The organism is Kitasatospora sp. NPDC059812 (genome assembly GCF_042732075.1).
Taxonomy (GTDB): Bacteria; Actinomycetota; Actinomycetes; order Streptomycetales; family Streptomycetaceae; genus Kitasatospora.
Genome location: NZ_JBHWIO010000042.1, coordinates 13,059 through 25,349, shown reverse-complemented (window position 1 = coordinate 25,349; position 12,291 = coordinate 13,059). Strand labels below are relative to the sequence as shown.

Here is a 12,291-nt window from a genome sequence, read left to right as displayed (position 1 = left end):
CCACCATGTTCGTTGACGAAGGAAGAATTTCGATGAAACCGACCACGCGCACGCTTCTCGCCTTCGGCGCAGCCGCGCTCCTCGGCCTCGCCGCCACGGCCTGCACCACGGACGGCGCATCGGCCGACGCGACCGTGGAATCGAAGTCCTTCGACTTCGCCGGTGGCAGCCTGACCGTCAACTCCGGTTCCGCCGACCTCGCGCTGGTGGCCGCCGACATCGAGGGCGTTCAGGTGGAACGACGGGTCAGCGGCAGGAAGGTCGGCGGGGAGGTGGGGTCCGGCTGGCAGCTCGAAGGGGGCACGCTCACACTCTCGCTGGACTGCACGGGGATCTCGGTGGGCTGCAGCGCGAAGTACACCGTGAAGGTGCCGCGCGCCGTCGCCGTCACCGCCGAGAGCGGCAAGGGGCGCATCGAGGCCACCGGCTTCACCGCGGACTTCTCGGCCAGGACCGCCGGCGGCGACGTCCGGTTGTCGGACCTCCACGGAGCCAAGCTGGCCCTGGAAGGCGGCGACGGAAGCATCAAGGGCGACGGGATCTCCGCCCGGTCCGTCAGCGTCACGTCGCGGAACGGCAACGTCGACCTGGGCCTGGCCGCCGTGCCCAACCTGGTCGACGTGCAGAGCAGGGACGGCAACGTCGAGCTGGGCCTGCCGGAATCGAAGTACGCGGTCCGCACGGCCGCGAAGAAGGGCGACGTCACCGTGAACGTCGCGAAGGACGACGCGAGCGGCCATTCCGTGGCCGTCCGGACCCGCAACGGCAGCATCGCCATCGGCAAGGGCGGGAAGTCCTAGCCGTCGCGCAGCAACCAGGCCGGAAGCGTTCGATCGAGCGCGAAATTCGAACAGGAAAGAACGAATGCCAAGCAACTCCCTCTCCGGAATCAAGACACCTCGGGTACGGCGGCGTACAGCCCTGGCGCTCGCCGCTTCGATGACGGCTGCCGTGGCGATGACGGCGTGCTCCCACAACTCCACGGACAACTCAGCCTCTCCGGCACCGGGTGCCACACGGGTAAGCGTCGACCTGCAGAAGCTCATGAGTACCGCGCCGTGGTCGTCGGGCCAGTGGGGCCTGCAGGTCGCCGATCTGCAGACGGGGAAGGTCGTCCAATCCAAGGGCGCCGATTCTCAGTTCATGACCGGTTCGACGGCCAAGACCTTCGCGGTCAGTGCTGCGCTCGATGTCCTGGGTGACGACCATCGCTTCCGTACGCCCGTGGTGCATTCGGGTACGGTCTCCGCGGACGGGCGGCTCTCCGGCGATCTCATCCTGGTCGGGAGCGGCGATCTGGCACTCGGTGGGCGGACCACCGCGTCAGGCGGACTGGACGTCCCCGACTTCGACCACTATGACGCCAACGCCGTACCCGGCATGGCGACCATCACCGAAGAGGATCCGCTGGCGGGTGTCAACGAGCTGGCTCGACAGGTCGCGGCCAGTGGAGTCCGCCATGTCGACGGCGACGTGGTGATCGACAACCGACTCTGGGATCCGGTGTCGATCGGCGGGGTGCCGGTCACTCCGGCCATCGTCAACGACAACCTGATCGACGTGCTCATCACGCCGGGCGCACCCGGCGAGCCGGCCAAGGTCGACTGGCGCCCGAAGACGGCCGCCTTCGGCGTCGACGCGCAGGTGACGACCACACCCGCCGGAAGCAAGCCGACGGTGACGACCGAAAGCGTGAGTCCTGGTCATATTCGGGTCCGAGGTTCCGTGCCCGCGGACGTGAAGGCTCCCTTCGTGACGACCTACCAGGTTCCCGACCCGGCGGCGTTCGCCCGCACCGTCCTCATCGAGGCACTCGCCAGAAACGGCGTCAGCGTATCCGCCCCCTCGCTGGGAGCGAACCCCGACAGCAAGCTTCCTCCGTCGGCGGAAGTGAGCTCGCTGCCCGTATCGGCGACCTACACTTCTCCGCCCTTCAAGGAGTACGCAAAGCTGATCAACAAGGTCAGCCACAACCTCGGGGCGAACCTTCTGCCGCCGCTGATGGCAGCACACAACGGGCAACGAACCTATGCGGACGGCATGAAGATCGAGAAGGAGTTCCTCGCTCACTCAGGTGTGGATCCGAATTCGGTGAGCCTCGTCGATGCCCAGGGCCTCCCCGGCGACAAGGCGACGCCGACTGCCCAGGTGGCGCTGCTGCGGCACCTGGCACGACAGGACGACTTCGACGTCTTCTACGACTCCATGCCGAGCATGGGCGTCGACGGTTCGCTTGCCGACGTCATCGAGCGCACCGATCCCGCCGCAGGACACATCCGTGCGAAGACTGGCACCCTGGTCAGTTCCTACCAGGGCAAGCTGGCTCTCGGCACGAAGGCGCTCGCAGGCTATATCGATGCGAAGGACGGTCGCCGCTACGCCTTCGCGATCTACGTGAACAACATTCCGGTGCCCAGTGACTCCGTGAGCGATGCCATCGACCTCGCGCTCAAGGCCAACAAGCAACTGGGAGCGATGGCCGCCACCATCTACAAGTCGCCCAAGGCGTGATGGGCAGCCCGAGCAGGTGATCGATTCAGCAGCCGGAGACCAACGCCGTTGCGTTTGCCGGCGGCGGCGTGCAGCGGGACCCCTGGTTCTTGATCATCTTGCTCGACACAAGTGATCTACCAGAGGTCCCGCTCCTCGTCGTCAGGGACTTGACCAGCCGCCGAACAGCCAAACGCAACGGCGTTTTCCTCAACGGGTGTGGGCGATCTGCGAGTTGACCGCGCACCACTGGCCCTTCTCCATGTCTCCGGTCGTGTTGTCCGGCACGTCGAAGGCGGCTACGGCACCCGGCTGGAAGACCAGGACCATGCTGGAGCCGCCGTAGCTGAAATATCCCAGCTCGTCGCCCTTGTCGACGTGCTGCCCCGGCGTGACCCCGATGGTGAGCGAGGAGATCTCGGTGATGCCGATGGGCATCACGCAGACGATGCCGACGGGGTCGGGGCTCTTGACGAAGATCAGGGCGCGGGCGTTGACCGAGGCCTCGTAGATCTGGGACTGAACTCCGGCATCCTCGTCGTGGCCCGCCGATTCGAGTTCGGTGAACGTCAGCCCCTCGACCACCCGGGCGCTGATGACCGTACCGCTGACCGGGGTGTGCCAGCGGTGGTAGTCGCCGCCGGAGAGGAACGACTGGTAGACGTCGCCTCCGACGAAGCCGTCCGTCAGATCGCTGCCGTCCAGCATGTCGTAGAGGGAGTAGCGCTGGCCCTTGACCCAGAACTCGTCGGTGCGCCGCACGTTGCCCTGGATCTTGACCACCCTGCCGTCGTTGGGGGCGACGATGACCTTGGGATCCGTGCTGCCCGCGACCGGGCGTTTGCCGGGCCTGACCTCCCGGTGGAAGAAGTCGTTGAACGAGGCCAACCCACCGTAGGGCTGGGTGAAATCGACTTCGAAGTCGTCGAGCTTGAGCTCCTTCCTCGCATCCGCTGACAGCCACTGGTCGGTGGTCAGCACCTCACGACTGGCAGGGCTGTCCAGGTACGTGCACCACTCCTGCAGGATCCCCACGAGCGCCCTGTTGAGGTCCCTGTTGCGGAAGATCGCCTCTCCGGCCGGCGTGTACATCATGTCGACGAACAGGGCGGACATCGGAAAGTGGATCTTGTCGGTGTAGCGCGGGGCCCAGGTGACGATGGCGTCGAGGTGGTCGAGCAGGCCGGGAATGTCGCGCACCCTGCCCTTCCAGCTCTCCAGAGCCTGCTCGATCATCAGGCTCACGTACATCCGCACCACGGGATCCCGGTCGATCAGCCTTGCCAGCTCGGCCACCGAGTTGTGCCGGACGATGGCGCCCTGCGTCTGCTGCCGCTCGACGTACCCGCCGAGTTCGTCCAGCCAGGCGTGGACGACGGCCCGGTCCGGCGGAAGGTACCCGGCGGACCGGGCGAACGAGTTCTGGTAGCGGGCCTCAATGGCCTGCTCGGTGCATTGGTTACCGTTACTGTGCGTCACTGGGTTCCCTTCGCCCTGGCTGGTGAACTGAACGCATGGGGAGGGCCTGACTCCGCGTCCACATTCGGCAGCACGACCTCGATCTGCGGCGCGCGGTGCTGTGCGGCCCGAACGAGGTTCTTTCGGAGCGACCTCGAACCCGCCCACTCCCCGATAGCATTATCTGCACACGATCTATCTGATGTCCACTTGAGCCGTTACGCAGAGTCACTCTCATGCGCGCCGCTGGTGTCGGCGGCCAGGCGCGCGGTCTGCCCGTAGTGGACGAGCCAGGCCACCTGCTTGCTTCCCCGCCGGCCGACCTTCTGGCACCGGCGTCCGCCAGGCTGCGCCGCCGCGCACGGCCGGTCGGGCGCAGCGGCTCCGCATTGTACGGGGAGTGCCGCCGGGTATTGCCCCGTCGGATTCCTTGGGTCAAGGTGAGACCGGTGCGGCAACCGGCCTGGGCGTGCCGCGAGTTGGCCACGGAGGTGCCATGGGTTCCGAAGCAGCTCACTCCGAAAGCCGCAAGGCCGCGCCGGGCGGGGCACGAGTGCGCGACGTGGTCCGTGACGTGGTGGCCGAGGCCGCCGCAGAGGAACTGCCGCTCGTGACGTGGCTGACTCGGTTCGACGACGCATCGGCCGTGCGCCGGCTCGCGGGCCGCAGCCGGAGCGAACCACTGGGCTTCGGCCTCGGCGAAGTCGCCGCGCTGGTGACCCCCGTGGTGTGGCTGGCGCTGGACCAGGTGGGGCAGAGGATCGCGGACGCCGCGGTGGACGGCGCCGCCAAGGGGCTGAGAGCCGGGCTGCGCAAGGTCTTCCGCAAGGGGGCCGCGCCGGTGACGATCCCTCCGCTGACGCGTGAGCAGCTCGTCGAGGTGCGGCAGTCGGTGCTGGACTCGGCCGCGCAGCGGGGCCTGGCGGAACAGCGCGCGTCGGCGATCGCCGACGCGGTGGTGGCCCGGCTGGCCCTGGCCGACCCGGCCGAACCCGACCCGGCGGTCGACGGCGAGGCGCGATGACCGACGCGCCCGCCGACGCCGCCCCCGACGCAGGCCCACGGCAGGCCCCGGCTCCGCCCGACGAGCGGGTCCTCGCCGCCGGCACCACCCTGCGCTTCGTTCTGCTCCTGCTCCTGTTGGCGGCGGCCGGCGCCAGCATGGTCCCGAGGACCGTCTGGCAGCTCCTCGCCTCCTCCCAGCAGGCCGACAAGGAGATGGCCTGCTGGCTGGCCGCGGGCCTCGACCCGGGCGCACCCATGAATGCCGGCTACGTTCTGTCCACCCGGAACCAGTCCGCGCTCAAGGTGTGCGCGGCGCGCTACGTCCAGAACTTCGACGGGGTGTCCGTCGCCGTGGGCGCGTTGCTGGTCGTCGTGGTTCTCACGGCGTACTGGTTGCTGCCGGTGTGGAAGGCACGCCGTTCCCGGGTCGTCGCCCTGGAGGAGCTGGACACGACCGGACGGCTGCGGCAGCAGCTCGACGAGCTGGTGGATACGGCCGGGCTCGCCCGCACGCCCCGGTTCGTCGTCGACCCGGTCGTGCCGGAGGTCGGCGCCGTCGTGTTCGGCCGCTGGCGCAACCCCACGGTCTGCCTGTACGGCGGGCTGTTCGCCACAAGCGGCACGGACCGGGACCGGTTCCGTGCCGTGGTCCTGCACGAGCTCGCGCACCTGCGGAACAAGGACATCGGCATCACCTACGCCACCGTCGCCCTGTGGCGCGTCTTCCTTGTGCTGGTCCTGCTCCCGTGGGCCGCAGTGGGCGTGAAGAACCTCTTCTTCACCGGAACCGCGGACGTCCGGGGGCAGTTCGCCCCGTTCAACACGCACGAACTGGTGCTCGGCCTCCTGATCGCGGTGTCCGTCCACCTCACGCGGGCCGGGATCCTGCGCAACCGCGAGATCTACGCCGACCTCATGGCGGCCCGCTGGGGCGCGAGCCGGGAGTCCTGGAACGTCCCCGTCCGGCCGGGCTCCGGCCGCGCACTGCCGCGGGCCCTCGCCGCGTTCGTCGAACTCTGGCGCACCCACCCGTCCTGGGAACTGCGCCGGACCTCCCTGACCGACCCGAAGGCATTGTTCGCGCTGGACGCCCTGCCCCTGTTCCTCACCGGGCTCGCCGCCGACATCCTCGTCTGGCAGCTCGGAAGCCTGCCCTACGAGGCTTTCCCCGCGAAAGCGGTCCTCATCGCGACACTCGTCGTCGGCATCGGCGGCGTCGCCCTGTGGCGCGCCGTGGTGTACGCCGTCCTCACCGGCCGGCCGACTCCACCGGGATGGCCCGCTGGCCTGTGGCTCGGCACCGGCGTCGTCGCGGCCGAACTGCTCGGCCCAAGGGCGGCCTGGAACCACTGGTGGCCCAACCACCCCGAAGCCCTGCTGGTCCTCGTCGCCGCGCTGGTGCTGGCGATGACCTGGACCGCACAGAACGCCGAGTGGTGGATTGCCTCCTGGCGCGGGCGCTCGCTACGCCCCGTCATGGTCGTGGGCCTGGCCGCCGCCTCGCTGGCCCTCGCCTGCGTGCTGTACTGGTGGTACGCGCAGGGCGAGGTCCTGACCGACGGGTGGCCGTTCACCACGGCCGGGCTCCTGGGCTCGTACGGTCTGTCCGGGCTGCCGCCGGCGCACATCGGCCCGCTGCTGGAGGTCATCGCGGTGGTGGGCGTCCTGCCCGGCGCCGACAGCGAGGCCCACAGCCTGTGGTGGGCCGAGGCGCTGCTCTGGATGCTGCCGTTGCTCGCGCTGGCGCTGCGCCGGCCGGGGCGCCGCGCGAAGTGGCTCGCCGAAGCGCTGCCGGGGGCGGCTGACGCACAGCCGAACATGGACGCACAGCCGAACACGGACGTACCGCCCGGCCCGGACGCACCGCCGCCCTCGCCCTCGCCCCTGTCCCTGGCCGTGTCACCGAACGCCGCCGCGCTGCCCGGCCCGGGCAGGCTCCTGGTCGCCGGCCTGGCGGGCGGGCTGCTCTGCTGGGCCGCCCTGGCCGCGGCGAAGGCCCACATGCACACACCGCGCCCGGCGGCCGTGCGGATGACCGGCCCGTTCCAGATCACCTACCTGATGTGGCCGATCCTGGTGATCTGCGCCGCGATGGCACTGACCGCCGTGGTCGTCGCCGCCGTGACGAGGGCGGCCTGGCTGCTCGCCGGGCTCGTCACAGCCGGCGTCGCCGGCCTGATCGGGATGGTGGGCACCTTCGTTCTGGCGAGTGCGGACGGCTGCCTCGGCCCGTTCAACGTCATGACCAACACCTGTGGGTGGAGGCCGGGGGCGGTGTGGAGGCTGGTGGAGATCGCGGCGGCCTACACGCTGACCCTGGGGATATTGGTGGCGGCCCTGGCCGCCTTCGTGGGCCGGGGGGCGGGCCTGCTGTGGCGGCGCGTCCGGGCCGGGCTGCGCCCCGTCGCGGTACCGCCTGACGTCGCGCCGCCCGTCGCGGTGGGGCTGCCCCGCCGGAGGCGGCGGTATGGCGCCCGGGTGGCGGCCGTCGCGGCTGTCGCGGCCGTGGTGGCCGGGGCCGCCGGCGCAGCGGTGACCGTCGCCCAGCTGCCCGGCTCGGGCAGCGGGAACGCCCAACGCGCGGAGTCGATGCTGGACCAGACGAGGAGCGCTCCCTCGGCGGCGATCGCGCTGGCCCAGAACCAGGCCTGGGCGGCGGTCGGAGGCCTGGACCACATCAACGAGTTCAACGCGGCGCAGCGTGACTTCGCCGCCGCAATGGGCGGCGCCGCGAACGCCACCTCCGACGCTCAGGTCGAGGCGGAGCTGCGCACAGTGGGCGGCACCTGCGAACAGCTCGCCGGGGCGACCCGGCGGGCCGACGAGTATTTCACGGTGCCCGACCCGACGGGACAGCGGCTGTGGTCCCGACTGCTGCTCGGCTACCAGCAGTTGACCACTGCGTGCCGGAACCTCGTGGACCGGCCGGACATCGTCGCGAACGGCTATGCCGCCGGGGCGGCGCAGCGCGCCGCCGTCGACGCGGGGAGCCGGATGGTCTCCTGGCTCGCCGGATCGGGCGCGGTGGTCCGGCGAACCCCACCCCGATGACCCGCGACCACCGCGGCCCAATCATGACCGTGCCCGTCGCCCCTGCCGCGCTTGGTGCCGGCCGTCGGCGGGGCTCCGGGAGGCGTCGTGGGAAACCTGGATCGGCTGCCGATCCAACTGGATGACGTGGAGGCGGCACGGGTCGTCTACGTGGAGGCGTATGGGGCGGCGCCACGGGACGGCACCGCGGAGTCCTGCGAGCGTGCGGAGCGGTGAGCCCTTCGATCTGCTCGACGAGCGTCACCGCGGTGCAGACGTCGTTCGGCGCCCGGACCGCGCTCCGGCCCGCCTCGGCTCAGCCCCAGGCGTCCATCAGGGAGGTGACGTAGGCGTCCAGCCGCTGCTCCACGGCTCGCGTCGTCAGCTCCGTCCTCCCTGCCTCCCGCCAGGGCTGCGCCACCGACCGCACCTCCTCCGAGCACGCCAGTCCGTCCCGCACCCGCCAGTACAGCCGCTCGCCCGCGGTCGCGGCCAGCACCCCGCCGGCCTCCTCGTACGCCTCGGCGAACCGCTGACCCCACGCCGGGCCGTGCAGCAGCGCGAGATTGGTGGAGCAGTGCGCCACGTCGAGATCCGCCGGGCCCCAGGAGGCCGCCGCCCAGTCGACGACGCCGGTGATCCGCGCACCTGCCGGCCCTGGGGGCGGCACGTCGAACAGCACGTTGCCGGGTTGGAAGTCCCGGTGCAGGAACCGCCCTTCACCGGGCGGCGCGGGCCTGCGGATCACGTCGATCGCCGCGGCCCATGCCTCCGCGTCGGCGTCCTTCGGCACGACGACGGTGTCGGCGGTCGTCAACGCCACATAATCCCGGGGTCGTTCGGCGGGCCGCAGCGCATGGATCGCCACGAGCTGACGGGCCAGCAGCGGGACGCGTGTCTCCACCCCCTCATCGTCGAGGACCGTCCGGCCCGCCAGATGGGTCATGAGGAGCGACGGATACTCGCACTGCGCGGCGCTCGGATCAACCGCGACCAGCGCGGGAGCCGGCACGCCGGTCCCCGCCAGCAGGGCCAGGGCGCCGGCCTCCCTGTCCAGCCAGTCCTCGGCGCGCGCCACGGAGAACGGGTCGACGAAACTCCGCAGCACCAGGTCGCGGGTGCCTCCGTCCCGCGTGCCGATGGTCAGCCTCCGCATCTCGGCAGTGATGCCGCCGTGCAGCGCCTCGATTCCGACGATCCGTTCGCCGGCCTCCAGGTGCCGGCGCACCCAAGCCAGCGTCAACGGTCGGACGGCTGACGCTTCGTCATGGTTGGTCACCGCGCCACCTCATCATCCAGGCGGCAGCGCGCGCAAAGGACTTCAGCGTCCGGCGGCATCGCAGCTGCCACCGCCACCGCCACCGTCACCGCCATCGAGGAGGCCGGGGCCTCATCGCAGCTTCCCGAGCGGAGCGCCCTGACGGCGAGCCGTCCCGGCCGACCAGGAGTCCTCATGCGCACTGTCGGCCTGTGTGCGGGGCGCATAGGCTCCCTGGCCATGAAGGTGCTGATCTCTGTTGACATGGAGGGCATCTCGGGGATCGTGCATCCTGCCGAGACGAATCCGGATCGCCATGACTACGAGCAAGGCCGTGCGCTGATGATGGCCGACGCGAACGCCGTGATCGCGGGTGTCTTGGACGTCGAGCCGACGGCTGAGGTGTGGGTTGCCGACGCTCACGGGTCTTTCCGTAACCTGCTGCCGGCGGAACTCGACCGGCGGGCCCGGCTGGTTCGCGGAAAGCCACGCTCCCTGGGCATGCTCGGTGGGCTCGACGAGCACACTGACGCGGTGTTGTTCGTCGGTTACCACGCCCGTGCCGGCAGTGGTCCAGCTGTGCTGGCGCACACGATGAGCGACGCCATCCTGGACGTTCGCGTAGCCGGCCGTTCCTTGGGCGAGATTGGTCTCAACGCTGCCATGGCCGGGCATGTGGGTGTGCCAGTCGTACTGCTCAGTGGCGATGACGCCGCCTGCGCCGAACTGAGTGATCTGGTGCCCTCGGCTGTCACCGTCGCGGTCAAACAAGGCATCGGCCAGGCCGCTGCCGTGGCACTGCACCCTGAGGAAGCCCGAGAGCGTCTGCACCAGGCGGCCGTCGAAGCTGTCAGAGCGCGAACGACGGTCCCGCCACTTGTTCTTGCCGGGCCCCTTGAAGTCGAGGTCGACCTGCACAGCCCCTACATGGTTGACCTGGCGACACTCGTGCCAGGTGTCTCACGCGCTGAGGGTGGCCGGACGGTCACCTTCACTGCCACAGACTTCGCCGTCGCCTACCGGCTGGTCCTGCTGCTCGTACAACTCGCGAGCATCAAGCCCGGCTAGAGCCCGCCCTTGAGGGGGATCGTTACGGCGCGTCCGGCCTCGGACTCACTCCTGGGTGTGACGGGCCTGGGCGGAGATTCTGGGTGTCAGGGGCATCCGGTTGGATGAGCACGTGACTGTCTATGACGTAGCTCGTCAGTTCCCTTCCATCGCCGACCTGCGGAACCTTTGCCGCTCGCTGGCGATGCTCGATGCGATCCTGAGCCCGGACTGGGAGGGCCGGTGCTACTCCTTCAACGCAGGCTGGGCCGACGGCGAGGAGATGGCCTCGATGCGGAACGGGTCGGGGGACGAGTACTCCGTCGTCTTCTCGGAGGCCGGGGCCTATGCCCGCGGCTTCGACCACGAAGCACCGACGAGCCCGTACGGCAACGAGGGCGAGACCTGGCCGGGGGTGATCGACGATGTCCCGGAGGTCTTCAGGCCCTTTGTCGAGGAGCCGGCGTTCACCGACGAGGACGACGTGCCCGTCGTCACGGCCTGCCTGTGGCGGGGGGCGACGGACGATCGGTGGCAGCACGGCGTGATCGACTTCCCCGCCGGTTTTTCCGACCCCGACGGGGCCACGGGCCTGTTCGAGCTCCTGGTCGACCGTTCGCCGGCAGCGTTCCAGCGCTTCGCCGAGAACTACTACGAGGTCCCCGTGGACCTGGAAGCGGTGCGCGATGTGTATGCCCTGCGACCGCTGAGCCAGGAACTCGTGTCGTCACTCAACGCGGAGGTCACCCTCGCGGACCTGGCCGAGGACATCGCCGAGATCGGCTACCCGCAGCCGGTCCGGGACGCGACCTGAGCTTCAACGGCCGGTGACTCGCTGGGGAGCCCAGCCGGATGGTGATCGTAGGTGGTCGCCTGCGGCGTATCGGGAGGCAGCGCGCCACTGCCCATCGGTAGTTCTTCCAGATGAGCCGCTGCCCGCCAGGACTGGACGTCGGCGGGTGCCCTGATGGCGCGAATGGGTGGGTGGGTCCGGTTCTGGATGAACTCGCTCGTGTTTCTACGTGGCAGCTTCCTGGCCTTCGACGATGGAAGTCAGGCCGTCGAGGAGTGTCTTGAGGCCGAATTCGAAGAGCGCGTCGAGGCGCAGGTCGTAGCCGTCCTCGAAGGCTCCGACCACCTTGGTGAAGGCCGGGAAGCGGCCGGATTCCACCAGTTCCTGGAGGGCGGGGGCGCGGCTGTCCATCCACTGGTCTTCCGACTGGCCCGTGGCGGCTTCGGCGTGCGCTTCCATCTCCAGGTGCACCGCCAGGCCCTGGACATGGCTGTAGAGCAGGACGTGGATGTCGAACAGCGTCGTGGGGTCGAGTCCGTGGCCGTCGAGGGCGCTCAGCACCCACTCGCCGTGGACCATCAGATTGGGCACGAGCAGCGGGCGCGTGAGGGAGCCGAGCTGCGCCAGCCACGGGTGCTGCCGGTACAGGCTCCACAGGGTCCGGGCGCCCAGCTCGATGCGGGTACGCCAATCCTCGGGGGCGTCGGGGGCTTCTGCGGGGTAGGACTTCTCGCCGAACGCGGCGTCGGCCATGCGCAGGACGAGGTCTTCCTTGCTCGGGACGTACCGGTAGGTCGACATCGCCGCGACGCCGAGGCGGGCCGCGACGCCGCGCATGGAGAGCGCCGGGAGCCCTTCGGCGTCGGCGATCTCGATGGCGGTACGGACGATCCGGTCGAGGCTCAGCTCCTGCTCTTGCTCGGGGTCCGGGGCGGGTGGCGGGCGCCTGCGGGCCGGTGCGGCGGGGGTGGTTCCGGCGACGACCGTGCCGATCCGGGGCCGGGCCTCGACAAGTCCCTCCAGGCGCAGGGTGGTCAGGGCTTTGGTGGCGGTGGCGAGCGCGACGCCCCATTCCGCGGCGATCTGCCGGGTTGAGGGCACCCGGTCCCCGGGGGCGAGTTCACCGTGCGCGATGCGCCGCCGGATCGCGGCGGCGATGCGCAGATAGGGCGGATCGCCGGCTGTCCCTGTGGTCTTCGTCACGACCTGC

Annotated in this window: 10 protein-coding genes; 7 read left to right on the top strand and 3 right to left on the bottom strand. The window is 70.0% G+C overall.

The features are described 5' to 3' along the window. Window positions 1-32 precede the first annotated feature (32 nt). Window positions 33-800, top strand: a complete 768-nt coding sequence (locus ACFV6D_RS21470; protein WP_380560765.1) for a DUF4097 family beta strand repeat-containing protein — start codon at window positions 33-35, stop codon at window positions 798-800. Window positions 801-864: 64 nt separating this feature from the next. Beyond that, window positions 865-2,511: a D-alanyl-D-alanine carboxypeptidase/D-alanyl-D-alanine-endopeptidase gene (gene dacB, locus ACFV6D_RS21465; RefSeq protein WP_380560764.1), complete on the top strand. Its 1,647-nt coding sequence runs from the start codon at window positions 865-867 to the stop codon at window positions 2,509-2,511. A gap of 189 nt (window positions 2,512-2,700) precedes the next feature. Here dacB and ACFV6D_RS21460 read toward each other — a convergent pair whose 3' ends face one another. Then, the gene (locus ACFV6D_RS21460; RefSeq protein WP_380560763.1) at window positions 2,701-3,969 is read right to left on the bottom strand and encodes a phophatidylserine decarboxylase associated domain-containing protein; all 1,269 of its coding nucleotides are present in this window, start codon (window positions 3,967-3,969) and stop codon (window positions 2,701-2,703) included. Window positions 3,970-4,444: 475 nt separating this feature from the next. On the opposite strand from ACFV6D_RS21460, the gene ACFV6D_RS21455 reads away from it, so the two are divergent. The 3 genes from ACFV6D_RS21455 (at window position 4,445) to ACFV6D_RS21445 (ending at window position 8,220) form a co-directional block, all read left to right on the top strand. After that, the gene (locus ACFV6D_RS21455; RefSeq protein WP_380560762.1) at window positions 4,445-4,972 is read left to right on the top strand and encodes a hypothetical protein; all 528 of its coding nucleotides are present in this window, start codon (window positions 4,445-4,447) and stop codon (window positions 4,970-4,972) included. Then, window positions 4,969-8,004, top strand: a complete 3,036-nt coding sequence (locus ACFV6D_RS21450) for a M48 family metallopeptidase (RefSeq protein WP_380560761.1) — start codon at window positions 4,969-4,971, stop codon at window positions 8,002-8,004. Before ACFV6D_RS21455 ends, ACFV6D_RS21450 begins: the two co-directional genes overlap by 4 nt. An 87-nt stretch (window positions 8,005-8,091) precedes the next feature. Next, window positions 8,092-8,220, top strand: a complete 129-nt coding sequence (locus ACFV6D_RS21445; RefSeq protein ID WP_279634965.1) for a hypothetical protein — start codon at window positions 8,092-8,094, stop codon at window positions 8,218-8,220. Window positions 8,221-8,299: 79 nt separating this feature from the next. Here the strand turns inward: ACFV6D_RS21445 and ACFV6D_RS21440 are convergent, their stop codons facing one another. After that, entirely contained in the window at window positions 8,300-9,262 is a 963-nt protein-coding gene (locus ACFV6D_RS21440; RefSeq protein ID WP_380560760.1) for a phosphotransferase family protein, read from the bottom strand. 219 nt (window positions 9,263-9,481) lie between these two features. Here ACFV6D_RS21440 and ACFV6D_RS21435 point away from each other — a divergent pair, with 219 nt between their 5' ends. Both ACFV6D_RS21435 and ACFV6D_RS21430 read left to right on the top strand, forming a co-directional pair. Further along, window positions 9,482-10,309, top strand: a complete 828-nt coding sequence (locus tag ACFV6D_RS21435) for a M55 family metallopeptidase (RefSeq protein ID WP_380560759.1) — start codon at window positions 9,482-9,484, stop codon at window positions 10,307-10,309. A gap of 112 nt (window positions 10,310-10,421) precedes the next feature. Further along, window positions 10,422-11,102, top strand: a complete 681-nt coding sequence (locus tag ACFV6D_RS21430) for a hypothetical protein (protein ID WP_380560758.1) — start codon at window positions 10,422-10,424, stop codon at window positions 11,100-11,102. Between the two features lie 204 nt (window positions 11,103-11,306). Here the strand turns inward: ACFV6D_RS21430 and ACFV6D_RS21425 are convergent, their stop codons facing one another. Next, window positions 11,307-12,284, bottom strand: coding sequence for a TetR/AcrR family transcriptional regulator C-terminal domain-containing protein (locus ACFV6D_RS21425; RefSeq protein ID WP_380560757.1), 978 nt, complete (start codon window positions 12,282-12,284; stop codon window positions 11,307-11,309). Window positions 12,285-12,291: the final 7 nt, after the last annotated feature.

Coding starts and splice junctions, on each gene's coding strand:
- dacB (WP_380560764.1), top strand. CDS start 865: ATGCCAAGCAACTCCCTCTCCGGAATCAAGACACCTCGGGTACGGCGG.
- ACFV6D_RS21455 (WP_380560762.1), top strand. CDS start 4,445: ATGGGTTCCGAAGCAGCTCACTCCGAAAGCCGCAAGGCCGCGCCGGGC.
- ACFV6D_RS21470 (WP_380560765.1), top strand. CDS start 33: ATGAAACCGACCACGCGCACGCTTCTCGCCTTCGGCGCAGCCGCGCTC.
- ACFV6D_RS21450 (WP_380560761.1), top strand. CDS start 4,969: ATGACCGACGCGCCCGCCGACGCCGCCCCCGACGCAGGCCCACGGCAG.
- ACFV6D_RS21435 (WP_380560759.1), top strand. CDS start 9,482: ATGAAGGTGCTGATCTCTGTTGACATGGAGGGCATCTCGGGGATCGTG.